Annotated in this window: 26 protein-coding genes; 5 read left to right on the top strand and 21 right to left on the bottom strand. The window is 72.7% G+C overall.

Annotated elements, in window-relative coordinates:
* Positions 1–5: 5 nt before the first annotated feature.
* From JYA75_RS13000 to JYA75_RS12955, 10 genes are read right to left on the bottom strand one after another with little or no spacing between them, the layout of a single operon-like run.
* A complete protein-coding gene (locus JYA75_RS13000) occupies positions 6–635 on the bottom strand; it encodes a TetR/AcrR family transcriptional regulator (protein WP_006936211.1) in 630 nt (209 codons plus the stop codon).
* Positions 632–1288 (bottom strand): TetR/AcrR family transcriptional regulator, encoded by a 657-nt coding sequence (locus JYA75_RS12995; RefSeq protein WP_050035584.1) that lies wholly within the window; start codon positions 1286–1288, stop codon positions 632–634. Before JYA75_RS12995 ends, JYA75_RS13000 begins: the two co-directional genes overlap by 4 nt.
* Before the next feature lie 10 nt (positions 1289–1298).
* The gene (locus JYA75_RS12990) at positions 1299–2348 is read right to left on the bottom strand and encodes an LLM class F420-dependent oxidoreductase (RefSeq protein WP_168579886.1); all 1050 of its coding nucleotides are present in this window, start codon (positions 2346–2348) and stop codon (positions 1299–1301) included.
* Positions 2349–2408: 60 nt separating this feature from the next.
* The gene (locus JYA75_RS12985) at positions 2409–3188 is read right to left on the bottom strand and encodes an enoyl-CoA hydratase family protein (RefSeq protein WP_203330084.1); all 780 of its coding nucleotides are present in this window, start codon (positions 3186–3188) and stop codon (positions 2409–2411) included.
* Positions 3189–3199: 11 nt separating this feature from the next.
* Positions 3200–4360 (bottom strand): acyl-CoA dehydrogenase family protein, encoded by a 1161-nt coding sequence (locus tag JYA75_RS12980; RefSeq protein WP_006936207.1) that lies wholly within the window; start codon positions 4358–4360, stop codon positions 3200–3202.
* 2 nt (positions 4361–4362) lie between these two features.
* Positions 4363–6555: a biotin carboxylase N-terminal domain-containing protein gene (locus tag JYA75_RS12975; protein ID WP_203330083.1), complete on the bottom strand. Its 2193-nt coding sequence runs from the start codon at positions 6553–6555 to the stop codon at positions 4363–4365.
* Between the two features lie 7 nt (positions 6556–6562).
* Positions 6563–8161 carry a carboxyl transferase domain-containing protein gene (locus tag JYA75_RS12970; protein WP_006931255.1) on the bottom strand — a complete coding sequence of 533 codons (1599 nt, stop codon included), beginning with the start codon at positions 8159–8161 and terminating at the stop codon, positions 6563–6565.
* Positions 8158–9315: an acyl-CoA dehydrogenase family protein gene (locus tag JYA75_RS12965; protein WP_203330082.1), complete on the bottom strand. Its 1158-nt coding sequence runs from the start codon at positions 9313–9315 to the stop codon at positions 8158–8160. Before JYA75_RS12965 ends, JYA75_RS12970 begins: the two co-directional genes overlap by 4 nt.
* Positions 9312–11072: an acyclic terpene utilization AtuA family protein gene (locus tag JYA75_RS12960; protein WP_203330081.1), complete on the bottom strand. Its 1761-nt coding sequence runs from the start codon at positions 11070–11072 to the stop codon at positions 9312–9314. The genes JYA75_RS12965 and JYA75_RS12960 overlap by 4 nt, the downstream gene beginning before the upstream one ends.
* Positions 11069–11860, bottom strand: coding sequence for a TIGR03084 family metal-binding protein (locus JYA75_RS12955; RefSeq protein ID WP_206003431.1), 792 nt, complete (start codon positions 11858–11860; stop codon positions 11069–11071). Before JYA75_RS12955 ends, JYA75_RS12960 begins: the two co-directional genes overlap by 4 nt.
* Before the next feature lie 145 nt (positions 11861–12005).
* Here JYA75_RS12955 and JYA75_RS12950 point away from each other — a divergent pair, with 145 nt between their 5' ends.
* Positions 12006–12887, top strand: coding sequence for an EamA family transporter (locus JYA75_RS12950; protein WP_050035590.1), 882 nt, complete (start codon positions 12006–12008; stop codon positions 12885–12887).
* On the opposite strand, the gene JYA75_RS12945 is transcribed toward JYA75_RS12950, so the two are convergent.
* Positions 12884–14506: an MFS transporter gene (locus JYA75_RS12945; RefSeq protein ID WP_161995947.1), complete on the bottom strand. Its 1623-nt coding sequence runs from the start codon at positions 14504–14506 to the stop codon at positions 12884–12886. The genes JYA75_RS12950 and JYA75_RS12945 overlap by 4 nt on opposite strands.
* 159 nt (positions 14507–14665) lie before the next feature.
* Positions 14666–15583 (bottom strand): LysR family transcriptional regulator, encoded by a 918-nt coding sequence (locus JYA75_RS12940; RefSeq protein ID WP_006931266.1) that lies wholly within the window; start codon positions 15581–15583, stop codon positions 14666–14668.
* Between the two features lie 68 nt (positions 15584–15651).
* On the opposite strand from JYA75_RS12940, the gene JYA75_RS12935 reads away from it, so the two are divergent.
* Both JYA75_RS12935 and JYA75_RS12930 read left to right on the top strand, forming a co-directional pair.
* Positions 15652–16089: a PaaI family thioesterase gene (locus JYA75_RS12935; protein ID WP_043800645.1), complete on the top strand. Its 438-nt coding sequence runs from the start codon at positions 15652–15654 to the stop codon at positions 16087–16089.
* A 58-nt stretch (positions 16090–16147) separates the two neighbouring features.
* The gene (locus JYA75_RS12930; RefSeq protein WP_102799315.1) at positions 16148–16954 is read left to right on the top strand and encodes a class I SAM-dependent methyltransferase; all 807 of its coding nucleotides are present in this window, start codon (positions 16148–16150) and stop codon (positions 16952–16954) included.
* 48 nt (positions 16955–17002) lie between these two features.
* Here JYA75_RS12930 and JYA75_RS12925 read toward each other — a convergent pair whose 3' ends face one another.
* From JYA75_RS12925 to JYA75_RS12890, 8 genes are all read right to left on the bottom strand, one after another.
* A complete protein-coding gene (locus JYA75_RS12925; protein ID WP_006931270.1) occupies positions 17003–17323 on the bottom strand; it encodes a DUF202 domain-containing protein in 321 nt (106 codons plus the stop codon).
* A gap of 25 nt (positions 17324–17348) precedes the next feature.
* Positions 17349–17717, bottom strand: a complete 369-nt coding sequence (locus JYA75_RS12920) for a DUF202 domain-containing protein (protein ID WP_006931271.1) — start codon at positions 17715–17717, stop codon at positions 17349–17351.
* A gap of 60 nt (positions 17718–17777) precedes the next feature.
* Positions 17778–18218 (bottom strand): Rieske (2Fe-2S) protein, encoded by a 441-nt coding sequence (locus JYA75_RS12915; protein WP_050035592.1) that lies wholly within the window; start codon positions 18216–18218, stop codon positions 17778–17780.
* A 59-nt stretch (positions 18219–18277) separates the two neighbouring features.
* On the bottom strand, positions 18278–18841 hold the full coding sequence (locus tag JYA75_RS12910; RefSeq protein WP_006931273.1) for a DUF6529 family protein: 564 nt from the start codon (positions 18839–18841) through the stop codon (positions 18278–18280).
* 36 nt (positions 18842–18877) lie between these two features.
* Positions 18878–19519: a hypothetical protein gene (locus JYA75_RS12905; protein ID WP_050035593.1), complete on the bottom strand. Its 642-nt coding sequence runs from the start codon at positions 19517–19519 to the stop codon at positions 18878–18880.
* A gap of 88 nt (positions 19520–19607) precedes the next feature.
* Positions 19608–20096 (bottom strand): Rieske (2Fe-2S) protein, encoded by a 489-nt coding sequence (locus tag JYA75_RS12900; protein ID WP_006931276.1) that lies wholly within the window; start codon positions 20094–20096, stop codon positions 19608–19610.
* Positions 20097–20198: 102 nt separating this feature from the next.
* Positions 20199–21728 carry a DHA2 family efflux MFS transporter permease subunit gene (locus tag JYA75_RS12895; protein WP_043800593.1) on the bottom strand — a complete coding sequence of 510 codons (1530 nt, stop codon included), beginning with the start codon at positions 21726–21728 and terminating at the stop codon, positions 20199–20201.
* Positions 21729–21988: 260 nt separating this feature from the next.
* Positions 21989–23683, bottom strand: coding sequence for an FAD-dependent oxidoreductase (locus JYA75_RS12890; RefSeq protein WP_050035595.1), 1695 nt, complete (start codon positions 23681–23683; stop codon positions 21989–21991).
* Between the two features lie 155 nt (positions 23684–23838).
* On the opposite strand from JYA75_RS12890, the gene JYA75_RS12885 reads away from it, so the two are divergent.
* Positions 23839–24639, top strand: a complete 801-nt coding sequence (locus tag JYA75_RS12885) for an acyl-ACP thioesterase domain-containing protein (RefSeq protein ID WP_006931283.1) — start codon at positions 23839–23841, stop codon at positions 24637–24639.
* 23 nt (positions 24640–24662) lie between these two features.
* Entirely contained in the window at positions 24663–25154 is a 492-nt protein-coding gene (locus tag JYA75_RS12880) for a histidine phosphatase family protein (protein WP_006931286.1), read from the top strand.
* 24 nt (positions 25155–25178) lie between these two features.
* Here the strand turns inward: JYA75_RS12880 and JYA75_RS12875 are convergent, their stop codons facing one another.
* Positions 25179–26192: an iron-siderophore ABC transporter substrate-binding protein gene (locus tag JYA75_RS12875; RefSeq protein ID WP_235431083.1), complete on the bottom strand. Its 1014-nt coding sequence runs from the start codon at positions 26190–26192 to the stop codon at positions 25179–25181.
* Between the last annotated feature and the right edge of the window lie 156 nt (positions 26193–26348).

Genomic DNA, 26348 nt, shown 5'->3' with positions numbered 1-26348 from the left:
CAAACCTAACCGGCCGGGTGCTGCGCCGCCGAACGCTGCCGGGCCGCGTCGAGCACCGTGTCGAGCTGCGCGGCCCAGTGCCGGACGATCTCGGCCCGGCGCCGCGAATCGTCGGTGAGGACGTCGGCGAGGCCGAGGCCGCGCGCGAGGTCGAGGGTGGCCTGCACCATGCGGTGCACCGTCGCGTCGGACTCGTCCACGCCGAGTTGCTCGACGGCGACGCGGTGGGCGACGCGGCCGAAGTGTTCCTCGAGGGGGACGATGCGGGCCCGCAGTTCCGGATCGGCCGCCGCGGCCGTCCACACCTGCAGCGCCGCCTTGAACAGGGTGCCGGTGTAGTAGTCGACGAGCCGGCGCACCACGGCCTCGGTACGGGCGGCCCCCAGGGGCAGGTCCACAGTGTCGCGGCGGGCGAGATCCATACGGCTGTCGAACATGAACTCGAGCGCCGCGGTGATGAGGTCCTCCCGGGTCGGGAAGTGGTGCTGGGCCGCGCCGCGGGACACGCCCGCCCGCTCGGCGACCACCCCCACCGTGGTCGCGCCCCACCCCAGCTCCGCGAGGCAGTCGATGCTCGCCTCGAGCAGCCGGCGGCGCGTGACCCGGCTCCGATCCTGCTTGGGCTGCCGGGTCATCGCAGCGCGCCCCCGGCGGCGGGATCCCCGGGTTCGTCGTCCACCAGGACCCGTTCCATCTGGCGACGCCACACCGCCAGCTGGGGTTCGGTCAGCGGGTCGCGGGGGTCGATGGCGTAACCGAGGGCCGCCCCGCGCATCGCCTGATAGATCAGGTCGCGCACCTCGGCGAACCGGGGGCGGTTCGCGATCTCCGGACCGAAGTTCGCGGTCGTCTGCTCCTTGATCATCCGGCCCAGGAGGCGTTCGAGCGGCAGCAGCTCGGCCCGAAGTTCCTCGTGGCCGCGCGCGGCGAGCCACAGCTCCATCGACGCCCAGAAGTACGGCTGCCGGAAGTTCCACCACATCCGGTCGACCGCGGCGGCGATACGTTCGACCGGGTCGGCGGGCCAGGGATGGTCGCCGTCGAGGCCCTGGACCCCCTGGGCGGCGAGGTGGTGCACGGCGGCGACGAGCAGGGCGTCCCGCGACGGGTAGTGGTGCAGCAGCCGCCCGCGGGACACGCCGGCCGCCTCCTGGATGCGCACGGTGGTGGCGTTGGAGTAACCGTGCTCGACGAGCACGGCCACCGCCGCGTCGAGGATCCGCTTGCGGGTGGCACGGCTGCGCTCCTGCTCGCCGCGACGGCGGACATCCGGGGACGGGCTGCTCATGGCGATCAGACTAGGCAGGCCGGCGCGTCAGCTCGCGGAGGGTGACCGTCGAGGCGAGGCGCCCGGCCCGGGTGTCCTCGAGGGCCATGATGTTGATCGTGGTGACTCCGGCGGCCTCGAACGCGGCGAGGCGCTCGGCGACGTGACTGCGCGGGCCGACGAGGCACACGCCGTCGATCAACTCGTCGGGGATCGCCGCCTCGGCCTCCTTCTTCCGCCCGGCCAGGTAGAGGTCCTGAACGGTCTCGGCCTCGCGCTCGAAGCCGTAGGTGCGGGCGAGCTGGTTGTAGAAGTTCTTGCCCTTGGCGCCCATTCCGCCCAGGTACAGCGCCAGGTGGGGCCGGGCGCGGTCGCGCAGCTCGGCGACGTTGTCCCCGATCCCGACCTGGACGTTGACCACCACCTCGAGCTCCCCGAGCGCCGGGTCCCGCTTCGCCTTGCCCTCGGCGAGCGCGTCGCCCCATACCCGGTGCGCGTGCTCGGGGAAGAAGAACACCGGCTCCCAGGCCTCGGCGATCTCGGCGGCGAGGGCGACGTTCTTCGGGCCGAGCGCGGCGATCATGATCGGAATGCGTTCGCGAACCGGCTGATTGATGAGCTTGAGGGGCTTGCCGAGCCCGGTGCCGCGGTCGGTCGGCAGCGGGATCGTGTACTTGCGGCCGGCGTATTCGAGCTTCTCGCGCCGCCACACGGCCCGGCAGATGTCGACGACCTCGCGGGTCCGCTGCAGGGGCGCGTCGTACGGCACGCCGTGGAAGCCCTCGATCACCTGCGGGCCGGACGCCCCGAGGCCGAGCACGAAGCGGCCGCCGGAGACGTAGTCCATGCCGGCGGCCGTCATCGCGAGCAGCGACGGCGTGCGGGTGTAGATCGGCACCACGCCCGTGCCGAGCTGCACCGTCGAGGTGCGCGCGGCCAGGTAGCCGAGCTGGCTGAAGGCGTCGAAGCTGTAGGCCTCGGCGACGAATGCGATGTCGAGCCCCACCGATTCGAGTTCGACGATCTCGTCGACGACCTGCCGGAAGTCACCCGCGTAGTCGGGCTGGATGCCGAGTTTCATGACAGCCACTGTCGTACACCCACCACTATCCAGTCAACCCTGACCGTTTTACGGACCGTGTCACGACCGGCTCCACGACGGCGGCCGCTTCTGCAGGAACGCGGTCATCCCCTCGACCGCCTCCGCGGAGCCGAACAGCCGCGCCGACTGCTCCGCCAGCTCGTCACCGTACCGGTCGAAGTCGGCGAGCATCCGCATCGTGGTGAGCCGCTTGGATTCGCCGAGCCCCTGCGGCGAGCATTCCCGCAGCTGGGCGAGGATCTCCCCCACCGACGCCTGCGGATCGTCGGTCTCGACGGTGACCAGGCCGATCGCCGCTGCCACCTCCGGCCCGAACCGCTCACCGGTGAGGAAGTAGCGGCTCGCGGCACGGGAGGTGAGCCGTGGCAGCACCGTCAGCGAGATGATCGACGCCGCCAGCCCCAGCCGGGCCTCGGTCAACGCGAACGTCGACCGGGGCCCGGCGACGGCGAGGTCGCATGCGCCGACCAACCCCATGCCGCCGGCGCGCACGTGCCCGTCGACCCGCCCGATCACCGGCTTGGGCAGCTCCAGGATCGACCGCAGCACCGCCGTCATCTCCCGCGTCCGGGCGGCAGCCGCCGCCGCGGCGCCGCCCTCCGCGGTGCTCGCCTCGCTCAGGTCGGCGCCGGCACAGAAGGTGCCGCCCTCATGGGTGAGCACGACCGCGCGGACCCCGTCGTCGGCGGCCGCGTCGGCGAGGCCCTGCCGGAGCTGCGCCACGAGCCTGGCGGAGATCGCGTTGCGGTTGTGCGGCGAGTCGAGAGTCAGGGTGGCGAATCCCTCGCTCACGTCGTACCGGACGAACGTCTCGGACACCGGCGCTCCCCTCAGTACGACCGGGGCAGGCCCAGCGAGTGCTGGGACACGAAGTTGAGGATCATCTCCCGGCTCACCGGCGCCACCCGCGCGATCCGCGCCGCGCCGAGCATCGCGGCAAGCCCGTACTCGCGGGTGAGCCCACCGCCGCCGTGCGTCTGGATCGCCTGGTCGAGCGACTTGATGCTGGCCTCGGCCGCGGCGTACTTGGCCATGTTCGCGGCCTCGGCGGCGCCGAAGTCGTCGCCGCTGTCGTACAGCACCGCGGCCTTCTGCATCATCAGCTTGGCCAGTTCGAGCTCGATCTTGCACTGCGCGAGCGGATGCGCGATGCCCTGGTGCGCCCCGATCGGCGACTTCCACACGGTCCGTTCGTTGGCGTACCGCACCGCCGCGTCCAGCGCGTAGCGGCCCATGCCCACGGCCATCGCCGCGCCGAGGATCCGCTCGGGGTTCAGGCCGGCGAACAGCTGCATCAGCGCGGCGTCCGGCTCCCCTACCAGCGCGTCCGCCGGCAGGCGCACGTCGTCGAGGAACAGGGTGAACTGGCGGTCCGGTTCGACGATGTCCATCTCCATCGGCGTCTTGACGAAGTTGTCCGCGTCGGTGGGGACGATGAACAGCGCCGGCCGCAGCTTGCCGCTCTTCGCGTCCTCGGTGCGGGCCACGATGAGCACCGCGTCGGCCTGGTCCACACCGGAGATGTAGATCTTGCTGCCGCGCAGGATCCAGTCCTCCCCGTCGCGCCGCGCGACGGTGGTGATCTCGTGCGAGTTCGAGCCGGCGTCGGGCTCGGTGATGCCGAACGCCATGATCTTCGAGCCGTCGGCGAGCGCGGGCAGCCAGCGTTGCTTCTGCTCGTCGGTGCCGAACTTGGCGATGATGGTGCCGCAGATGGCCGGCGAGACCACCACCAGCAGAAGCCCGCAGCCCTGCGCGGCGAGTTCCTCCTGGACCAGGGCGAGTTCGTAGATGCCGGCCCCGCCGCCGCCGTACTCCTCGGGCAGGTTCACGCCCAGGAAGCCGAGCTGGGCGGCCTCGCGCCACAGCTCGGTCAGCGGTTCGCCCTTGCGGGCCTTCGGCAGCACGTAGTCGACGTAGTTGTAGCGCTTGGCCAGGCCCGCGACCGCGGCGCGTAGCTGCTTCTGCTCGTCGGTTTCGATGACGCTCATGGTTACTCCTCGATGTCGGCCGGGGCGGACGGTTCGCCGGACTCGGCGGGGGTGACGACGGCCAGCACGGCGCCCAGTTCGACCTGGGTGCCGACGGCGACGGGCAGCTCGGTGAGCACGCCCGCGGTGGGGGCCTTGACGATGTGTTCCATCTTCATCGCCTCGAGCCAGAGGACCGGTTGCCCGGCGGTGACCGCATCGCCGACCGCGGCCCCGATCCGGATCACCGAGCCGGGCATCGGGGCGAGCAGCGAACCCGCGGCGACGTGGGCGGAGGGTTCGACGAACCGGGGGATCGCGCGCAGCCGTACCGGGCCGAGCGACGAGTCCACATGCACCGCGTCGCCGTAGCGCGCGACGTCGAACTGGCGGTGCACGCCGTCGATCGCGAGCACCACCCGGCGCTCGGTGTGCGCGACGAGGACGACGCCGGGATGGTCGTCGGCGATCAGCCCGGACCGGGTGAGCCGGTACCGCACCTCGTGTGCACCGCGGTCGCCCTCGTACCGTTTGACCTGCGGCTGCGACGGCAGGTTGCGCCAGCCGCTCGGCAGGCCGCGGGCGACCGTCGCGGCCGCGCGGTGGGCGGCGGCGTCCGCCAGGGCCGCGGCGAGCGCGGACAGCGATTCGGCCCCGGCGTCGGCGAGCGGCGCGGCGAGCGTGTCGAGCCCGTGGGTGTCGAAGAAGGCGGTGTCGGTGTTGCCGGCGAGGAATTCGGGATGCCGCAGCACGTTCACCAGCAGGTCCCGGTTGGTGCGCAGGCCGTGCACCTCGGCGCGGGCCAGCGACGTCGCGAGCATCCGCGCCGCGCGGCCCCGGGTCGGGGCGTACGAGATCACCTTGGCGAGCATCGGGTCGTAGTGCACGCCCACCGCCGAGCCGTCCTCGACGCCGGAGTCCAGGCGCAGCCCGGGCTCGCACAGCACCTCGAACGCGGCGACGCGGCCGGGCAGCGCGAGACGGTGCACCGTGCCGGACTGCGGCCGCCAGTCCTGCGCCGGGTCCTCCGCGTAGAGCCGCACCTCGATCGAATGTCCGCTCGCCGGCGGGGGTTCGGGGTCGAGGCGGGCGCCGGCGGCGACCTGCAACTGCAGGTCGACGAGGTCGAGGCCGGTGGTGCACTCGGTGACCGGGTGCTCGACCTGCAGGCGGGTGTTCATCTCGAGGAAGAAGAACTCGCCGTCCGCCGAGCTCCCCGTCGCTTCGCTCGCCCCGGTGACATTCCCCGTCGCTTCGCTCGCCCCGGTGACATTCCCCGTCGCTTCGCTCGCCCCGGTGACATTCCCCGTCGCTTCGCTCGCCCCGGTGACATTCCCCGTCGCTCCGCTCGCCCCGGTGACATTCCCCGTCGCTTCGCTCGCCCCGGTCGCGAGGAACTCGACGGTGCCCGCGCCCTCGTAGTCGATGGCCTGCGCGGCGCGCCGGGCCGCCGCGAACAGCCGCTCCCGCATCCCGGGCGTGGCCTCGACGAGCGGCGACGGCGCCTCCTCGACCACCTTCTGGTGGCGGCGCTGGATCGAGCACTCCCGCTCCCCCACCGCCCACACGGTCCCGTGCCGGTCCGCGAGGACCTGCACCTCGATGTGCCGGCCCGTTTCGAGGAAGCGCTCGCAGAACACCGTCGGATCGCCGAACGCGGACTGCGCCTCGCGCCGGGCCGCGGCGAGCTGGTCGGGCAGCTCGGCCAGGTCGCGGACCACCCGCATGCCGCGGCCGCCGCCCCCGGCGGACGCCTTGATCAGCACGGGCAGGTCGGCCTCGGTCACCGCGGCAGGGTCCAGCTCGGCCAGCACCGGCACACCGGCGTCGGCCATGATCTTCTTGGCCTCGACCTTCGAACCCATCCGGGCGATCGAGTCCGGGCCCGGCCCGATCCAGGTCAACCCCGCGTCGAGGACCGCCCGCGCGAATTCGGCGTTCTCCGAGAGGAACCCGTAACCCGGGTGGATCGCGTCGGCCCCCGCCGCGCGGGCGGCGGCGATGATCGCCTCGCCGCGCAGGTAGGTGTCGGCGGGGGCGGTGCCGGGCAGGCGCACCGCGGCGTCGGCCTCGGCGATGTGGGGGCTGCCGGCGTCCGCGTCGGAGAACACCGCGACGGTGCCGAGGCCGGCGCGCCGGCAGGAGGCGAACACCCGGCGGGCGATCTCGCCGCGGTTGGCGACGAGCACGGTGGTGACGGTATCGGTGTGGTTCACTGCTGCCTCACATCCGGAAGACACCGAAGCTGTCGGTGCCCTCGATCGGCGCGTTGGCGATGGCCGACAGGCACATCCCCACCACGGTGCGGGTGTCGCGCGGGTCGATGACCCCGTCGTCGTAGAGCCGGCCGGACAGGAACATCGGCAGCGACTCCGCCTCGATCTGGTTCTCGATCGCCGCACGCATCGCCTCGTCGGCGGCCTCGTCGAAGGCCTGGCCGCGCGCCTGGGCGGCGGCGCGTCCGACGATGGAGATGACACCGGCGAGCTGGGCGCCGCCCATCACCGCGGATTTGGCGCTGGGCCAGGCGAACAGGAACCGCGGGTCGAAGGCTCGGCCGCACATGCCGTAGTGGCCGGCCCCGTAGGAGGCGCCGAGCAGGATCGAGATGTGGGGCACCGTCGAGTTGGAGACGGCATTGATCATCATCGAGCCGTGCTTGATCATGCCGCGTTCCTCGTACTCGCGGCCGACCATGTAGCCGGTGGTGTTGTGCAGGAACAGCAGTGGCGTGTTCGCGCGGTTGGCGAGCTGGATGAACTGGGTGGCCTTCTGGGATTCCTCGCTGAACAGCACGCCGCGGGCGTTGGCGAGGATGCCCACCGGGTACCCGTGCAGACGGGCCCAGCCGGTGACGAGCGACGACCCGTAGAGCGGCTTGAACTCGTCGAAGTCGGAATCGTCGACGATGCGGGCGATCACCTCGCGGGGGTCGAACGGCACCTTGAGGTCGGCGGGCACGATTCCGAGCAGTTCCTCGGGGTCGTAACGCGGTTCGCGCACGTCGGGGTGGGGTTCGGGGCCCTGCTTGCGCCAGTTCAGGCGACGGACGATGCCCCGGCCGATCCGGATCGCGTCGGGCTCGTCGACCGCGTAGTAGTCGGCCAGCCCGGAGGTGCGGGCGTGCATCTCCGCGCCGCCGAGGGATTCGTCGTCGGATTCCTCGCCCGTGGCCATCTTCACCAGCGGCGGTCCGGCGAGGAACACCTTCGAGCGCTTCTCGATCATCACCACGTGATCCGACATGCCGGGAATGTAGGCGCCGCCCGCGGTGGAGTTGCCGAACACCAGCGCGATGGTGGGGATGCCGGCGGCGGACAGCTGCGTCAGGTCGCGGAACATGCGTCCGCCGGGGATGAACACCTCCTTCTGGGTGGGCAGGTCGGCGCCGCCCGACTCGACGAGGGAGATCACCGGCAGCCGGTTCTGCATCGCGATGTCGTTGGCGCGGAACCCCTTCCGCAGGGTCCACGGGTTGCTGGTGCCGCCGCGGACGGTGGGGTCGTTGGCGACGATCAGGCATTCGACGCCCTCGACGACGCCGATCCCGGTGACGGTGCTGCCGCCGACCGGGAACTCGGTGCCCCACGCCGCGAGCGGGGACAGCTCGAGGAACGGGGAATCCGGGTCGAGCAGCAGTTCGATGCGTTCGCGCGGGAGCAGCTTGCCGCGTTCGTGGTGGCGCCGGACGTACTTCTCCCCGCCGCCGGCGAGGGCCTTGGCGTGCTCGGTCTCGAGTGCGGCCAGTTCGGCGGTCATCGCCGAGGCCGCGGCGGCGTACTCTGCCGAGGCCGGGTCGAGGGTCGTCTGCAGGATGCTCACGCGGTGTACCCCAATCGTTTCGCCGCGAGCTCGGTGAGAATCTCGGTGGTGCCGCCGCCGATGCCGAGGATGCGCATGTCGCGGTACTGCCGTTCGACCTCGGACTCGGCCATGTAGCCGAGTCCGCCGAACAGCTGCACGGCCTGGTTCGCGACCCATTCGCCGGCCTCGACGGCGGTGTTCTTGGCGAAGCACACCTCGGCGACGAGGTCGCCGTCGCCGACGAGGGCTCGCTCGACGACCCGCCGGCCGTACACGCGCGCGACGTCGACGCGCCGGGCCATCTCGGCGAGGGTGCGCTGCACCGACTGCCGGGAGATCAGCGGCCGGCCGAACGTCTCGCGGTCGCGGCACCACGCCACGGTGAGGTCCAGACACCGCTGTGCGCTCGAATAGGCTTGGGCCGCAAGGGCAATCCGCTCCGAGACGAAGGCCTGGGCGATCTGCGCGAAGCCGCTGTTCTCGGTGCCGACGAGATTCTCGACGGGCACGCGCACGTCGACGAAGGACAGTTCGGCGGTGTCGGAGGCACGCCAGCCCATCTTGTCGAGCTTGCGCGAGACGGTGAATCCTTCGGCGCCCTTCTCGATCACCAGCAGCGAGATCCCGGCAGCGCCGGGACGTTCGCTGCCGCCGGTGCGCACGGCGGTCACCACGAAGTCCGCGCGGCAGCCGGAGGTGATGTAGGTCTTGGCGCCGTTGACGACGTAGTGGTCGCCGTCGCGGACGGCGGTGGTGGTCAGGTGCCCCACGTCGGAGCCGCCGCCGGGTTCGGTGATCGCGAGGGAGCCGATGAGCTCGCCCGCGAGGGTCGGCTCGACCCACTTCGCGATCTGCACCTCGTCGCCGGCGGCGACGAGGTGCGGCAGGGCGATGCCGCAGGTGAACAGGGAGGCGAAGGCGCCACCGGAGGCGCCGGCCTCGTGGAATGCCTCGCACACGGTGAGAGTGTCCGCCGCGTCGCCGCCGGACCCCCCGACGGCCTCGGGGAATCCGGCGCCGAGAAGCCCGAGGGCGGCGGCCTTCTTGTGCAGTTCGCGGGGCAGTTCGCCGTCGCGCTCCCACGCGGCGAGGTGCGGCAGGACCTCGCGCTGGACGAAGGAGTGGACGGTCGAGCGCAGGTCGCGGCGTTCGGGGGTGTCCCAGATGCTCACTCGGGGTTCTCCATCTCGGGGTTCTCCATCTCGGGGTCCTCCAGGAGGGTCTCGGGGATGTAGAGGTATCTGCTGCGCAGCCACTCGCCGAGGCCCTTGGCCTGCGGGTCGAAGCGGGCCTGTGAGGCGACGCCGCGGCCGAGGATGCCCTCGATCACAAAGTTCACCGCCCGCAGGTTCGGCAGCACATGGCGGGTCACGATGAGGTTCTTCGACTCGGGCAGAAGGGTTTTCAGCGCGTCGACGGTGAGGGTGTGCACCAGCCAGCGCCACTGGTCGTCGGTGCGCACCCACACCCCCACATTCGCGTCGCCGCCCTTGTCGCCGCTGCGGGCGCCGGCGACGAGCCCGAGCGGCGCGTGCCGGGTGGGCCCCGCGGGTAGCGGCGCGGGCAGCTCGGGCTCGGCGACGGGTTCGAGTGGGCGCGTCGGGGTGACGGGCGGGATCGGGACGCGGCTGCCGTCGGGCAGGACCGCCGTGTGCGGCACCTCGGCGGCGTCGACGTAGCCGGGCGTGAACACGGCGTACGGCTGGCCGTTGCCGGGCGGAGCGGTCAGCGAGAAGCCGGGGTAGCTGGCAAGCGCGTACTCGACGGCGACCGCGGAGAAGGCGCGGCCGACGACCTGCGGGTCGCGGTCGCGGACGGTGCAGCGCAGCAGGGCGCTGGCCGCCTCCTCCGTGTCGGCGTCCGGATGGTCGGTGCGGGCGAGGGTCCACTCGAGCTCGGCCGGACGCGCGGGCAGGCTCGCCTCCATCTGCCGGCGCACCAGCGCCGCCTTGGCCTCGATGTCGAGTCCGGTGAGGACGAACACCGCTTCGTTCCGGAATCCGGCGAGAGCGTTGAGGGAGACCTTCAGCGTCGGCGGGGGCGCCTCACCGCGGACCCCGGTGATGCGGACCCGGTCCGGTCCGTCCTGGGTGAGCCGGACGGAGTCGAGGCGCGTCGTCACGTCGGGTCCGGCGTAGCGGCCACCGGTCACCTCGTACAGCAGCTGGGCGGTCACGGTGCCGACGGTGACCGCGCCGCCGGTGCCGGGGTGCTTGGTGATGGTGGAGCTGCCGTCGGCATCGATCTCGGCGATCGGGAAGCCGGGCCGGTCGAGGTCGGCGATCTCGGTGAAGAACGCGTAGTTGCCGCCGGTGGCCTGGGTGCCGCACTCGATCACGTGTCCCGCCGCGACCGCACCGGCCAGGGCATCGAAATCGTCCCGGGCCCAGCCGAAGTGGGCGGCGGCCGGGCCGGCGATCACGGAGGCGTCGGTGACACGGCCGGTGACGACGATGTCGGCGCCGGCGGTGAGACACTCGGCGATGCCCCACGCCCCGAGGTAGGCGTTCGCGGTCAGCGGCGGCGGATCGGCGGCCAGGCCGAGTTCGGCGGCGCGGGCGATGAGGTCGTCGCCCTCGACGTACGCGACGGTGACGTCGAGTCCGAGCCGGCCGGCAAGCTCGCGCACGGCCGTCGCCAGCCCGGCGGGATTGAGTCCGCCGGCGTTGGCGACGATCCGCACGCCCTTGTCGACAGCGAGCCCGAGGCAGTCCTCGAGCTGGCGCAGGAACGTCTTGGCGTAGCCGAGCGCCGGGTCCTTCATCCGGTCCCGGCCGAGGATCAGCATGGTCAGCTCGGCGAGATAGTCACCGGTCAGGTAGTCGAGTTCCCCGCCCTCGAGCATCTCGCGCATGGCCGCGAGCCGGTCGCCGTAGAAGCCGGAGCAGTTCCCGATGCGCACCGCCCGTCCGGCCGTGGGGGCGCTCACGCGGTGGCTCCTTCCGGGGCGCGGCCGCCGCCGGGCGGTCCGGCGAACGCCTGCGCGAGGCCGAGCCACGCCTCGGCGTCGGGTCCGGTGGCGACGAGGTCGGTGTCGGCCCGGTGGATCCGCTGGGTCACCAGCCGGCAGAAGTCGAGGGCGGATCCGGTGACGGTCTGGGTGGCGGCGTCGGGCCCCCAGGTCCACTCCTGCCCGTCGGGGGCGGTGAGACGGACGCGGAACGGCTCGGCCGGCGGGGTGCGGCCGTGCACGGCGAAGGCGAAGTCGCGGGTGCGGACGCCGAGATGGGCGATGTGGCGCAGCCGGTGCGTGGGCGGGCGGGTGACGCCGAGCGCGTCGGCCACGTCGCCGCCGTGGGCCCAGGTCTCCATCAGCCGTGCCGTCGCCATGGAGGCCGCACTCATCGGCGGGCCGTACCAGACGATCTTGGTTCCGGCGGGGACGGCCGCGAGGGCGTCGGCGAGGGCGCGGCGGGCGGCACGCCAGTCGGCGAGCAACTCGGCCGGGGGGCGGCGGGCCTGTGCCCGCGCCCCGTCGTCGACGAACCCGTCCGGATCGGTGACCTCGCCGAGCCCGGCGACGAACGCCTCCGGGTCTTCGACGGCGGTGAGGGCGGCGCGATCGGTCCACAGCAGGTGTCCGATCTGGTGGGCGATGGTCCAGTCTTCGGCGGGGGTCGGGGTCGCCCACGCCTCGTCCGGGAGGTCCGCGACGAGGGCGTCGAGGGACTCGCCCTCGGCACGCAGGTCGTCGAGAAGCGGTTGTAGCTCCGTCATGCGACCAGAGTCACACCCGGGGCGCAAAAAATCAAGCACTCGTGATTGTTTTTCTGGTTGAGGTGGCGCGTGCTGCCGATCGTGCTCCCGTGCGGCAACATTCGTCGCACGCGGGACGGCGGATCCCCCAGGCCACGGAGGACGGATGAGCGGCACAGCACCGGCGCCACGGGGCGGCAGCCGGACCGTGCCCGTCGCGGCCGTGCTCGGCTCGGTGCTCTCCCTGCAGTTCGGCGCGGCCTTCGCCAGCACCCTGTTCGACGACGTCGGTGCCCTCGGCACGGTCACGCTGCGGCTGACGCTCGCCGCGGTGATCCTGTGGGCGGTGGTGCGGCCGTCGGTGCGGCACTGGCGCCCGGCGCAGTGGCGCGGCGTGGTCGCGCTCGGGGCGAGCCTGGCCGCGATGAACGGCTTCTTCTATGTGGCGATCGCCCGGCTGCCGCTCGCGGCGGCGGTCACGATCGAGTTCCTCGGACCGCTCGCCCTCGCCGCGGTCCTCTCCCGCCGCCCGCGGGACGCGCTGTGGGTGGCACTCGCCCTGGCCGGGGTGGTGCTCCTCGGGGCACGCGGCCTCGGCGGGGACGGCGGCGCCCTCGACCCGGCCGGGGTCGGTTTCGCGCTGCTCGCCGCCGCCGGCTGGGCCTGGTACATCGTCGCGGGCTCGCACGTGGCCACCACCGTCTCCGGCGCGGCGGGCCTGACCGTCGCCACCACCGTCGCCGCGGCGCTCGTGCTGCCCCTCGGCCTCGGGACCGCCGGCGCCGGCCTGGCCGATCCCGCGATCCTGGCCGCCGGAGCGGCGGTGGCCCTGCTGTCCTCCGTGGTCCCCTACAGCCTGGAGATGCGGGCGCTGCGGGAGCTGCCGAAGAACGTGTTCGCGATCCTCATCGCTCTCGAACCGGCGGCGGCGGCCCTGGCGGGCGCGCTGGTGCTCGGCCAGTGGGTCCAGCCCGTCGCGGCGGTAGGCATCGCGCTGGTGATCGTCGCCGGCGTCGGCGCCCTGCGCGGCAGCGGCGACCAACGCTAGCCGTCCGCGTCCCCGGGCGCGGCCCCCTGCCGCTCGTCCCCCGCCGGCTCGGCGCGTTCGTCCTGCGCACGGTACGACGCGAGGAGCCGTCTTTCGGCGTCGCGCTTCGGGAAGGCGAAGAACACCAGGACCGCACCGGCGGCGACGACGAGAATGGCGGCGGCATACGCCTTCGTGTCCCCGTCCAGGAACGCCGTGCGCGCGGCGGACATGATGGCGTCGGCGTACTGCGGGTACCGCTCGGCGAGGTCGGCGGCGCTCGCGAACGACTTGGTCAGCGCGGCCTGCGTCTGGTCGCTGATCTCGTCCGCCTCCGGCGACGAGGCGATCGCCGCCGAGATCGACGAAACGTATCCGGCGGTGAGCAACGCCCCGAGGATGGACTGCATCACGGCCCCGCCCAGATCGCGTTGCAGGTCGGCCGTTGCCGACGCCATCCCGGCCCGGGTCACCGGGACCGAGCCGGTCAGCGAGCGGGAGGCGGGCGTGCCGGCGAAACCGACCCCGATCCCCACGAGGCCGTACGCGAGCGCGATCTGCCAGTAACTGGAGGTCTCGTCCCACATCGTCAGCGCGACCGCGAGCCCGAGGAGGATGAACGCGTAGCCGAGCAGCAGGGTGGTGCGCGCACCCCGGCTCTCCACCATCCGGGCCGAGTACGGAGCCACCACGAGCATGCACGCGGCGGCCGGAAGGATCGTCGACCCGGCGGCGAGCGTGGAGTAGCCCAGCACGTTCTGCAGGAACTGCTGACCGACGAACATCGTCCCCATCAGGGTGCCGAACACGATGATGCCCGCCACCGCTGCCACCCAGAACGTCGGCCGCGCGGCCACCTTCAGGTCGAACAGCGGCTCGGGCACCCGCCGCTGCCGCCACACGAATACCGCGCCCGCCACGGCGGTGACGGCGGCGCAGACGAGCGCCGCCGTGCCTCGGCCGCTCTCGGGTGCGAGGTTGACCGTCAGGACGAGCGCCGCCACGAACAGCACCGACACGACACCGCCGACATGATCGACCGGCCCGGAGGTCTCGTTGACGTGCGCGGGAATCAGCACGGCCGCCGCCACGAGGGCGACGGCGGCGAGCGGCACGGTGATCAGAAAGGCCGAGCCCCAGTAGAAGTACTCCAGGAGCAGGCCGGACAGCAGCGGTCCGAGCGCAGCGACCGCACCGCCGGTCGCCGACCACAACGCGATCGCGCGGGTCCGCGAGGCTCCCGACCACAGCGCGGTGATCAGCGCCAGCGTGGTGGGATACGCCAGCCCCGCGGCGAGACCACCGGCCAGCCGGGCCGCGAACAGCACCTCGACGCTCGGTGCGAAGGCCGCCACCAGACACGCGGGTATCGACAGCGCGACGCCGAGCACGAGCAGCTGCTTGCGCCCGTAGCGGTCGCCGATCGCCCCCAGGTACAGCACCGACGCGGCCAGGCCCAGCGAATACCCGACGGCGACCAGGTTCAGTTCCGTCTGGCTCGCGTCGAAGGCCCGGCCGATCGCCGGCAGCGCGATGTTGGCAACCGAGAGATTGAGGTTCGCGACGGCGGCGACCAGGATCAACGTCGCGAGGACGGCCCCGGATCGCCGGGGGCTGCGATCGACCTCGACGGCCGTCACGGCCGCGACCCGTCGTACCGCGATGCGTCCATGTCCCACTCCCGGTGCCGGCTCGGCGCCACGCCGCGTTCGCTCGTACCCCCGGCGAGCAGCGTCCTCGACGATCATGATGACGCACCGGGCGCCGGATTCGGGCCGATTGCGACGATCGGTACGCGATCAGGCGCCGCGGACGATCATCCGCACCAGGTCCCCGGCCGGGCCGGCGAGCTTGCGGGGTGGGCGCCACACCGCGCGCAACGTGCGGGCCAGATCCAGGCCCTCGACCTCGACGGTCCGCAATTCGCCGGACGCGAGGTGATCGGCCACGGCGAGGGTGCTGAGCACGGCCGGGCCGACGCCGCCGAGGGCCGCGGTGCGCACCGCGGCGCCGCTGCCGAGCTCGAGCAGCGGCGACGGCCGCGCGAACTCCCGGAGGGCCAGATCCAGCGTGTGCCGCGTCCCGGAGCCCTCCTCGCGCACGACGAGCGGCGTCGCCGCCAGTTCGGCGACGGTGAGTGGACGCCGGCGCCGCGCCCACGGGTGCGCCGGCGTGACGACCACCACCAGCCGGTCCCGCGCCACCGGGGTGCTGTGCAGTCCCGGTGGGACGGTGGGAGCCTCGACGAACCCGACGTGGCACCGGCCCTCCGCGACCGCGTCGCAGACCTGCCGCGAGTTGTGGACCTGCAGCTGGATCTGCACGTCGTCCCGGAGCCCGCGGAAGCGGCCCAGCCAGCGCGGGATGAGGTGTTCGGCGACCGTCATGCTGGCTGCCACGGTCAGCTCGGCCTGCCGGTCGGCACTCAACGCCGCGGCGGCGTCGAGCAGGCGACGGGCGTCGGCGAGGGTCTGCCGCGCCCAGTGCGCGACCACGGTGCCCTCCGGGGTGAGCGCGGAACCGGCCCGCCCCCGGCGCACGAGCACGGTCCCCAGCTGCTTCTCGAGGCGGCGCACCGCCCGGCTGGCATTGGGCTGCGCGACGCCGGCGGCCCGGGCGGCCGCGCCGAGGCCGCCGTGGTCGTCGATGCCGACGAGCAGCTCCAGAGCGGCGAGGTCCGGCCAGCGAACCGTCGGCGAATGAGGTGACCGCGTCATGCACGAATGATATGTCCGCCCACGACCCGGCGGTGTGGGGCAGACTGCAGGCCGTGGAACTTCGAGGGGTGGACGACGCGGCGGCGGTGCTCGCGGCCCAACCGTTCAGCGTGCTGGTCGGCGCCCGGGTCGCCGCGTACGAGCCGGGCCGCGCGGTGCTCGAGATCCCGCTGCGTCCGGAGTTGCTGCAGCAGTTCGGGTTCGTGCACGGCGGCGTGCTGGCCTACGCCGCGGACAACTCCCTGACCTTCGCGGCGGGAACCGTGCTCGGATCGTCGATCGTGACCACCGGGTTCACGATCGACTACCTGCGCCCGGGCCGCGGCACGCTGCTGCGGGCCGCGGCGACGGTCGTCGACTCGAGCCGGCGACAGGCGCTGTGCCGGTGCGAGATCGTCGCCGTGACCGAGGACGGCACCGAGACACGGGTGGCCGCGGCGCAGGGCGGGGCCCGGGTGATCGACCTCGACCGCCGTTCCGGCCGTGAGCCCGGATCCGGTTCGTAGGCAACGGCGCCGGCCCGGACAGGTCGACTGACCGGGGACCGGAGAGAGGAAGACCGCGATGACGGATCACACCGCCGACGCCTGGGAGATCGCCGCGGCGTACGAGCGCTATGTAGGTCGCTGGAGCCGCCCGGTCGCCTCGAAGTTCCTGCAATGGCTGCCCCCTGCCGGGGCGGGCGCCGCGTGGTGCGATGTGGGGTGCGGGACCGGCGCTCTCGCACACGCCGTCCTTGTCGCCGAGGAACCGTCCCGGGTCGTCGGGGTCGAACCGTCCGAGGGCTTCGCCGCGGCGGCCCGCACCACGGTCGACGATCCCCGCTTCGAGGTCCGGCCGGGTACCGCTGCGGCGATACCGGCCGTGGACGGCGAGTTCGACCGCGTCGTATCCGGATTGGTCCTCAACTTTCTTCCCGATCCGATCGAGGGTCTTGTCGAGATGCGCCGCGTCACCCGAGCGGGCGGGACGATCGGCGGCTACGTGTGGGACTACGCCGAGGGCATGGGAATGATTCGCGCCTTCTGGGATGCGGCCGTCGAACTGGACGAGGCGGCGCGGGACCGGGACGAGGGTGTCCGCTTCCCGCTCTGCCGGCCCGATCCCCTCCACGACCTGCTCGCGTCTGCAGGTCTCACCGGGGTGCGGATCCAGCCGCTCGAGGTTCCCACCGTGTTCGCCGACTTCGACGATTTCTGGGCGCCGTTCCTCGGCGGTCAGGGACCCGCCCCCGGATATTGCATGTCGCTGCCGGCACGGCGCCGAGCCGAACTGCGGACGGTACTCGATGCCCGACTGCGCCGCGACCGAGCCGGTCGGATCGCGCTGACCGCCCGGGCGTGGGCCTTCCACGGCTCCGTGCCCGATTGACACGGGAGTAGATCGTCCAGCCCGGCTGGAACGGCGACGGTGCGGCGGTCACGCCTGCGACGTGACGATGAGCGTGGCGGCGGCGAGGGCCAGAACGACGACCGTGACGGTCAGGACGATGTTGCGCCACCAGTGATGCCTCGCGCGGCCCTCGATGAAGCGCCTCACGCGCGCCCGGTGCTCGCGCCCGCTCGTCACGAGCAGCACGAGCGCCGGCACCAGGCACAGCAGGCCGATCACCACCACCACGGGCGCCGGGCCGGGCGCCAGGCGCAGGAACAGCAGGACCACCGCTCCCAGCCCGGTCGCCGTGCGCAGCCACGCGAGCGTGGTGCGCTCGGGCTGCAGGCCCGGGTCGTCGTGTCTCATCGTGGGCCCGAACGCGACGGCGCGGTCATATCAGGAGGGCCGCGGCGAGGGCCACGGCCCCGACCGCCAGCATCGCCGCGAGCAGGAAGGCGATCCGCGGCGGCGGCAGGGGACGTTCGGTGCGCATCGCGGCCTCGATCTGCAGCCAGCGCCGCAGGGCGGCGATCACCAGGAGCGCGGAGAACACCAGCAGCGTGCACGACAGCGTGGTCCGCACCACCGGCCCCACGACGTCGCCGGCGAAGGTCTCGAGCGCGACGGCCGCCGCGATGACGCCGAGCGCGGTGCGGATCCACGCGAGGAACGTGCGTTCGTTCGCGAGGGTGAAGCGGGCGTCGGGTTCGGCGCCTTCACGCAACGCCCGCGGCCGCCAGTCGCGCAGAGGTCTGGTCACGCCGTCGACCCTATCCCGGTGCCGCCCGATGAGACCGTCGAGGTGGGACGGCGAACCCGGTCAGGCGAGGGTGATCTCGCCGTTCTCGACGGTGACGGCCCTGCTCTCGAGGGGACGCGCGGCGGGCCCGTTCGCGACGGTGCCGTCGAGGTTGAACCGGCTGCCGTGGCAGGGACAGTTGATCGTGCCGTCCTGCACGGCCGCGACGGTGCAGCCCTGATGGGTGCAGATCGCGCTGAACGCGAGCACCTCGCCCGCGGCCGGCTGGGTCACCACGACCTTCTGATCGGGGAAGATCCGTCCCCCGCCCACGGGAATGTCGGCGACGGCCGCGAGGGGCTGTCCCGCGGCCGCGTCGGTGCCGGCGTCCTCCGCCGCGGAGGTCTGCCCGGAGGCCGGCTCGTCGCCGTAGGTGCTGCAGGCCGCCGTGGCGGCGACGGCGGCCATCCCGGCACCCAGGAGCACCGAACGGCGGCTGACGGGAGACTGCTCGAGATCCATTTTCCGGCTCCGATCGTGGGAGGGACAGTAGGGGTGGGAAAGACAGTAGGGGTGGGCCGTCAGAACGTGAGGCCCGTCGTGCGGAAGAAGTACAGCGCCGAGGTCGACCACACGACCACGATCGCCGTGAACAGGGCGCCGCCGGCCACCGGAACCGCCCATCCCGGCAGGCCTCGCCGGCTCAGCAGCAGCATCTTGGCCACGAACGCCCCGTAGAGGAGGCATCCGGCCAGCGAGTGCCACAGCACCCGCGGCTCGCCGGTGCGAAAACCGAGCGCGTACAGGCAGTGCACCGCGACGGGGACGGTGGCCAGCACCGCGAGGCGGCCCGACCACACGTGCAGGGTCCCGATCCAGCTCGGCGCCCGCAGTCCCGGCATCCGTCCGTACATCACGGCCGCCGAGGCGAGCTGAACCAGTGCGAGCACGCCGGCGAGGGTCGCCAGCCAGGCCTTGACGGCGGTCGGACTGGAGAACCCGGCGACGTTGATCGAGAAGAAGGTCGGCTCGTGCACACTGCCGTACACACCGAGCCCGACCGCGACGAGGGCACCCACCAGGAACGCGACCACGACGGGGGCCGTTCGCGGCGGTGCGACGGGATGGACCTGCGGTGTGCTCATCCGTCCTCCTCCCGGTGTCACCGCGCGGTGGCACCGTCAGAATGTGTCACTGCCGGACACCGGGTCGGCGGTCACGACCACCCCGTCGACGACCGCCGTCCCGTCCGGCGCCAGGGCCGGGGCGGGCGCGGTGCCGCCGTCGCCGGCGCGGCGCACACCGGTGACCGTCCCGTCCTGCGTGACGATCCAGCTGGCCCGGACGTCGCCCACGTTCGCGAGGTAGAGGCCGGCCGGGGGTTCGGCCGGCGCGGCGTCGAAGGTCCAGCTCCGGTCACCGAGCCACAGGGTGCCGCGCACCGTCGTGCCGTCGAACTCGCCGTCGAGGCGGGCACCGTCTCGGCCCTCGAGCTCGAGCCTGCCGTCCTCGGCATCGCCGGACAGCCAGGACTCGACTGCACTGCCGTCGCACGCGTACGCGACGGCGTCCTCGCCCTCGACGGCGATCGCGAGCGTGAGGGTTCCGGTGGCGACGGGGATCTGCGCGACGTAGGTGGCCTGCGCGGGGAAGGCCACGGCGGTCGAGGGCGCAGCCGTCGTGGTGGGGGCCGGCGCGGACGTGGCGGCCGGGCCGGGGGCGGGCGTGGGGCCGCCGTCCTCCTTGGAGACGTTGACCGCGAGCAGGACCGCGGCGAGCACCACCACCGCCGCCAACGTGATCAACGGCCCCCTGCGCACCATCGGGTCCCCTCGCCGGTCCGCACTTCAATGATGATGTCGCGGTCGAATCTACTCCGCCGCCGCCCGCCCGCTCAGCGAATCGCCCGCATCAGTCGACGACGACGTCCGCACCGCGGGCCGCGGCCGGACGCGCCTTGAGCGGCTTGCGGGCGGGCCCCTTGCTCACGGTCCCGTCCAGACGGAACCGGCTGCCGTGACAGTCGCAGACGATCTCGTCGGCCTCGACGCCGGTGATGTTGCAGCCCGAGTGGGTGCACAGCGCGACGAACGCCCGGTAGTCCCCGGCGACGGGTTGCGTCACCACGAGACGCTTGTCGGCGAACAGGACGCCGCTGCCCACCGGGATGTCGGCCGCGGCAGCCACGACCGCGGCGTCCGGACCGGGCTCCGGCGGCGTGGTCGGTGCGGCGGAGGTGCCGTCGGCGCCACCCTGATCGGCCTCGGCACCGCACGCGGACAGGACGGCGGCGGCCGCGACCGCACCGGCACCGCCGAAGAGGGCGCGCCGGCACAGACGCGGCTGTCCGGGTGCCTCGTCCGTCGCGGCGGGGCCTCGGTGGGTGGGTTCGATGCTCATTGGGTCGTCCGTTCGGGTCGCCGTCGTGCTGCCGGAACGAGGTTAGCCGCAGACACGGAGAGGGGGCCGCGACGTACGTCACGGCCCCCTCCGGACGGCCGGCTAGTGGACGGCCACCGGCTGCAGTCCCTCCCCGGCCGGATGCTTGACGCGCGTGCGCGGCAGGAACAGCGCCGGGATCACCGCGAGGGCCATGAGGACGGTCGCGACGAGGAACGTGGTCGCGAACGCGTCCGCGAGCGAGGTGAGGATCGACTCCTGCACCGGTGCGGGCAGCTGTTCCAGAGCTGCCGGGTCCATCTGCCCGCCGCCCTCGGGCGCCCCCGCCGGGGTCGCCAGGCGGCTGCTCAGGATCACCGACATGGTCGCGGTGCCCACGGAGCCGGCGGCCTGCTGGACGATGTTCATCAGCGTCGACCCGCGGGCCACGCTCTGATGGGTCAGCGTCTGCAGCGCGGCCGTCATCGTCGGCATCATCGTGGCACCCATGCCCATGCCCATGACGAACAGCGCACCGAGCAGCAGCACGTACGACGTGTCCGTGCCCACCTGCGTGAAGACGGCCATGCCGAGCGTGACGAGGGTCAGGCCGACGAGCACGATCTTCCCGGGTCCGATCCGGTCGACGAGCCGGCCGGCGACCGGCATGGTGAGCATGGCGCCGAGGCCCTGCGGCGCGAGCAGGATGCCCGCCGCCAGGGTCGACTCGCCCCGCACCTGGAGGAAGTAGCTGGGGAACAGCAGTCCTGCGCCGAAGAACGCGATCGCGAACACCGACATGGTGAGCACCGCGAACGTCAGTTGGCGGTTGCGGAACAGGTACAGGTCGATGAGCGGGTTCCGGGCACGCAGGGCGTGGAACACGAACGCGACGATCAGCGCGGCGCCGATCGCGCCCGGCACGAGGACCCGCGTCGCGGCGACGGTGCCGACCTCCGGGATGGACGAGACGCCGAACAGGAACAGCGCCAGGCCCGGCGACAGGAGCGCCATGCCGACGAAGTCGAAGGACTCGGACCGGCTGGGGCGGTCCTTCGGCAGGATCAGCACGGAGGCGACGAGGGCCACGACGCCGATGGGCAGGTTGATCAGGAAGATCCAGTGCCAGCTGGCGGTGTCGATCAGCCAGCCGCCGAGGATCGGGCCCCCGATCGGGCCCAGCAGCATCGGGATGCCGAGCACCGCCATCACGCGGCCGACCCGGTGCGGTCCCGCGGCGTGGGTCATGATCGTCATGCCCAGCGGCATGAGCATGCCGCCGCCCAGGCCCTGCACCACGCGGAACCCGATGAGCGACGTGATGTCCCACGCCATGCTGCACAGCACGGACCCGGCGACGAACAGGACGAGGGCGGCGAGGTACAGCCGTTTGGTGCCGAACCGGTCCGCGGCCCAGCCCGTGAGCGGAATCACGCTGGCCAGCGCCAGCGTGTAGGCGGTCATCGTCCACGCGACGGTCGCGTAGCTGGAGTCGAAGTCCTCCATGAACGTCGGCACGGCGACGGAGACGACCGTCACGTCGAGGATCGACATGATGGCGCCGAGCACCACCACCGACGCGATCTTCAGAACTGCCGCGTCGAGCTTGTCGCTCGCCGGCGCGGCGGCCGGGCCCGCATGGGGGGCTGTCATGGGTCGGTCCTCTCGAGGCGCGATGGCAGGCAGACCTGCCAGGATGGGATCGAGGGGGCCGGGCACCACGTCGTACCGTGCGGCGACGACGATCTCGGCGCGAGCCGCGTGTCACCCTCGACGTGCCCGGCGACCAGCGCGCGCCCCGACAGCGCGGCGGATCGACATCCCGGCCTGCGCTCCCCCGGCGGACGTCGCCGCGGGCGGTGCCGGGCACCGCCGAAAGATACTAGTCCCGACGCAGGCGGAGCCCCAACCGATTATCGGCGCACCAGACGCAGCAGGCTTCGCCCCGGCCGCGGGCGCCCGGCCGCGGTGTCCGTGAGGCGGGCGCGGTCGGTCAGCTTGACGCGCGGCCGGCCGGCGGCGCGGCCGGCCGCCCGCTCGGCCCCGTCGATCTCGTGCCATCCGCTCAGGCCCACCCGGGTGGGCCGCCGCTGCCCGAGCAGGCGATCGAGTTCCCGCCGGCCACCGGCCGGACGCGCGAGCCGGCCGGCGTCGAAGTCGGCGAGCAGGGCCGCGACCGTCTCCTTGGCGCACGCCTTGTTGGTTCCGATCACGCCGCTCGGACCGCGCTTGATCCACCCGGTGACGTACACGCCGGGTCCGGCGGCGGTGACCCGCCCGCCCTCGTTGGGGACGATCCCCCGTCGCTCGTCGAACGGCACTCCCGGGAGGGGGACCCCGCGGTAGCCGATCGAGCGCAGCACCAGCTGCGCGTCGAGGTGCAGGGCCTGCCCGGCGGGCCGGGCGACGAGCGCACCGTCGTCGCCGGCGATCAGGTCGTTGCGTACCGCGCGCAGTCCGGTGACCCGTTCGGTGCCCTCGATCTCGGTGGGCGACACGAGATAGCGGAACACGATGCGCTTGTTCCCCGGCCGGGGCTCGCGGCGCGCGTACTCGCGCGCGAGCCGCATGCGCATCGCGACCGCCGGGTCGGCGGCGGCGAGCGCCGCGCTGGCGGGATCGAGCTCGAGCTCGGTCTCGTCGACGACGACGTCGACGCCGTTCAGATCGCCGAGGGCGAGGAACTCGGGGTTGCTGTAGGCCGCCTGGGCCGGACCCCGGCGGCCCAGCAGGACGACCTCGCGGATGTTGCTCCGGCGCAGCGCCTCGAGGGCGTGATCGGCGATGTCGGTGCGGGCCAGCTCGTCGACGTCCATGGTGAGGATGCGGGCGACGTCGAGGGCGACGTTGCCGTTGCCGACCACGACCGCGCGTTCGCCGGAGAGGTCGAAGACCCGGTCGGCGTAATCGGGGTGACCGTTGTACCAGGCGACGAACTCGGTGGCGGCGTGGCTGCCGGGAAGGTCCTCGCCGGCGATGCCGAGGTTGCGGTCGGCGGACGCCCCGGTCGCGTAGACGACGGCGTGGTGATGGGCGAGCAGCTCGGCGTGGTCGATGTCGCGGCCGACCTCGACGTCGAGGTGCAGGGCGAACGCGTCGCGGCGGAACGACCATTCGAACGACTCGGTGACGGCCTTGGTACCGGGGTGGTCGGGTGCGACACCGCTGCGGACGAGTCCCCAGGGGGTGGGGAGCCGGTCGAACATGTCCACCTCGACGTTCGAGCGCTCGAGCAGTTCCTGCGCGGCGTAACAGGCCGCCGGACCGGCACCGACGACCGCCACGCGCAGGGTGCCCTGCCCCCGCGGCGGGGCCGGGACGGGTGTCAGCGGGATCCAGTTCTCGGGCATCGGGTGCGCCGTGTAGTAGTCGGCGTTGATGTCCTTGAACCGGGCCTGAGCCTCGGTGAGCCGGTCCTCCGGGAAGATCGCCTCGACCGGGCAGGCGTCCGCGCACGCGCCGCAGTCGATGCAGGCCTGCGGGTCGATGTGCAGCATCTCGGTCTGCGCGAACTCCCGCTCCTCGGGCGTGGGATGGATGCAGTTCACCGGGCACACGGCGACGCAGCTCGCGTCGTTGCAGCACGTCTGGGTGATCACATAGGCCATGTCGTGTCCTCGAAGAGCCGGGACCGGATTTCATGTGACATCCGGTAACAGTTAACTCCACTGTAGCCTCGATGTCTCGCCCCTCGCAAGATTCGCTGCAGCCCTGCCCCGCAGCTGTCAGAATCGGCAGGGGCCGACGACGAGCAGGGGGACGAATGGGTTCGGACACGGCCGCGAAACCGGCACCGGAGAAGTCCGCGGCGGAGGACGCGCTGGCGCAGCCCCTCGGGGCCGCGCCCCCGCCCGACGACGCGTTCCGGTCCACGCGCACGGTGCGCACCGGCGACGTCGACAACCGGGAACGGCTCCGTCTCGACGGCGTGGCCCGCTACCTGCAGGACATCGGCACCGACAACCTCGACGCCGTCGACGCCACCGCCACCGACCCGCTGTGGATCGTGCGCCGCACCGTCGTCGACGTGCACCGGCCGGCCCGCTTCCGCGAACAACTCGAACTGCGCCGGTGGTGCGACGCCTTGTCCACGCGATGGGCCAACGTCCGCGTGCGGCTCGACGGCACCGGCGACGCCCTGATCGACACCTCGGCGTTCTGGATCAACATCGGGCCCACCAACGGGATGCCGGCCCGGATCAGCGACCGGCTCTGGGAGCACATGGCCCGCCATGCGGAGGACACCCGGCTGCGATGGCGCGCATGGCTGCCGCCCACGCCGTCCGACGACGCCGACGCCGGCACGGCCTTCCCGCTACGGGCCACCGACATCGACCCGTTCGACCACGTCAACAACGCCGCCTACTGGCACGGCATCGAGGAGCACCTGGCCGGCCGGCCGGAGCTGCAGACCGCGCCGTACCGTGCGGTGATCGAGCACCTTCGACCGGTCGTCGCCGGCGACGCGCTGGTCCTGCGCGCCCGTCACGAGACCGACGCGCTGACCCTGTGGTTCACGGTCGGCGACGAGGTGCGCGCGGTGGCACGCGTCGGCCGCCGGTGACCCTGACCACCTAGGGTGAACCCATGACCCGCACCCTGATCCTGTTGCGGCACGGGAAGTCCGCGTACCCGGACGGCGTCGCCGATCACGAGCGCCCCCTTGCCCCACGGGGACGACGCGAGGCCGGCCTCGCCGGACGCTGGCTGCGGGCCCACCAGCCCCCGATCGACGCCGTGCTGTGCTCGAGCGCGACGCGCGCCCGCAAGACCCTGGCGGAGGCCGCCGTCGAGGTCCCCACGGAGATCCTCGACGACCTCTACGAGGCCACGCCGGGGAAGATCGTCGACGCGATCCGCCAGGTCCCGGACGACGTGTCGACCCTGCTCGTGGTGGGCCACGAGCCCGTCCTGTCCGCGACGACGCTGCTGCTCTCGGACGACCACGACTCGGATGCCGCCCGTCAGATCATCGAGAAGTTCCCGACCTCCGCGGTGGCGGTGCTGGCGGTGCGGGGGCCGTGGCACGACCTGGGCCCGCGTGGTGCGGCCCTGGTCGACTTCCACATCCCGCGCTGACCGGGACGCCGACCGGGAATCGCCCTACTCGGCCGCGGCGGCGAGCGCCTCGAGATAGGCGTCGATGCCCCACGTCAGCGACAGCACGGTCGGCGGCGACACAGCGGCGATGAGCTCGGTGCCGTTGACCTTCGCGACCCGACCGTCGGTCACCTGCCCCATGGTCCGCGCCCACGGCTGGGCGAGCGTGCGCTCCTGGGCCGCGGCGTCGTCGGCGTAGGAGAGCAGGATGTCGCTGGTGAGCTTGCCGGCCTCCTCGAAGCTGAGGGTGAAGTAGAAGCTGGACTCGTCGGTGCTCAGCTCGGCCACGCTGGGTGCGCTCACCAGACCGAGGTCGGTGAGGAACTCCACGCGCGAGTCGGCCGGCTTGTAGACGTAGAAGGTGTCGCCGGTGCCCCAGACCGCGGCGACGGTCCTGCCCCGCAGCTGCGGATAGGCTGCCGCCTTCTCCGCGATGGTGGCCTCGGTGTCGGCGATCAGCCGGGCCGCCTCGCCGGATCTGCCGAGCGCCTGCCCGACGGTGGCGACGACGTCGCGCCACGGGGTGGCCCACGGCTCGTCCGGGTACGCGACGGTCGGCGCGATCCGGCTCAGCGTCTCGTACTGCTCCCGGGTGAGCCCGGAGTAGTTGGCGAGAATGACGTCCGGCCGCGCCGCCGCGATCTGCTCCACCGGCACGTCCGTGCCGTCGTTCGGCAGGACGGCCGGTGTCTCGGCGCCCAGCTCGGCGAGCCGGTCCCCGATCCACGGCAGCACCCCCTGCGCGTCGCCGCCGTAGGACTGGGCCGGGATGGCAACGGGCACGACGCCGAGCGCGAGCGCGGCATCGGTGCTGCCGAAGCCCCACGTGACCACCCGCTCGGGTTCGCCGTCGAGCGTCGTGCTGCCGAGGGCGTGTTCGATCGTGACCGGGAACGCGCCTCCGGCCGCGGACGACGACTCGCCGGCCTCGTCGCTCCCCGACGAGCACGCGGTCAGGACGAACGTGAGAGCGAGTCCGGCTGCGGCGAGCAGCCTCGGGATTCGGGTCGACGGCACAGGCGTTCCCTTCGGGTTGTTAGGAGTGCCTACCCAAACTAGCCGACGACCGGCGCGGCCGTGACGCCCACCCCGGAAACCAGGAAGGCCCCGCCCCCGAAGAGAAGAGGGCGGGACCTTCGTGGCCACGGCAGAGAGCCGGGCCGCAGCCGGTTT

The sequence above is a fragment of the Rhodococcus sp. PSBB066 genome, assembly GCF_017068255.1.
In the GTDB taxonomy this organism is placed as follows: Bacteria; Actinomycetota; Actinomycetes; order Mycobacteriales; family Mycobacteriaceae; genus Rhodococcus; species Rhodococcus aetherivorans.
The sequence above is the reverse complement of the archived record's forward strand: the minus strand, read 5'-3'. Positions and strand labels throughout refer to the sequence as shown.